This is a genomic window from Paraburkholderia sp. SIMBA_030 (assembly GCF_046535245.1).
Classification (GTDB): Bacteria; Pseudomonadota; Gammaproteobacteria; order Burkholderiales; family Burkholderiaceae; genus Paraburkholderia.
In genome coordinates, this window is sequence record NZ_JAWRXB010001206.1 from 1 (window position 1) to 250 (window position 250).

At 54.4% G+C, this 250-nt stretch carries 1 pseudogene; it reads right to left on the reverse strand.

Annotation, left to right across the window (positions count from 1 at the left end):
* Positions 1-114: 114 nt before the first annotated feature.
* Positions 115-250 (reverse strand): annotated as a pseudogene (locus SB772_RS43860) (hypothetical protein); the annotation flags it as partial.

Here is a 250-nt window from a genome sequence, read left to right on the forward strand (position 1 = left end):
TGGCCGGATGTCCTGTGTGCAGTGGGGTGTGCGAGTCCTTTCTCCCACAAAACGATAGACGTAAAAAAGCCCCGCATCTCGTCAAGAGAGCAGGGCTTTTCGTATTTTTTGCGTTTAGATCTGTTCAGCCCACAGGTCGTATTCGTCGGCGTCGGTCACTTTGCACCAGACTTTGTCGCCCGGCTTCAAGTTGCTGCCGTTGTCGATGAACACGTTGCCGTCGATTTCCGGGGCGTCGAAGAAGCAACGC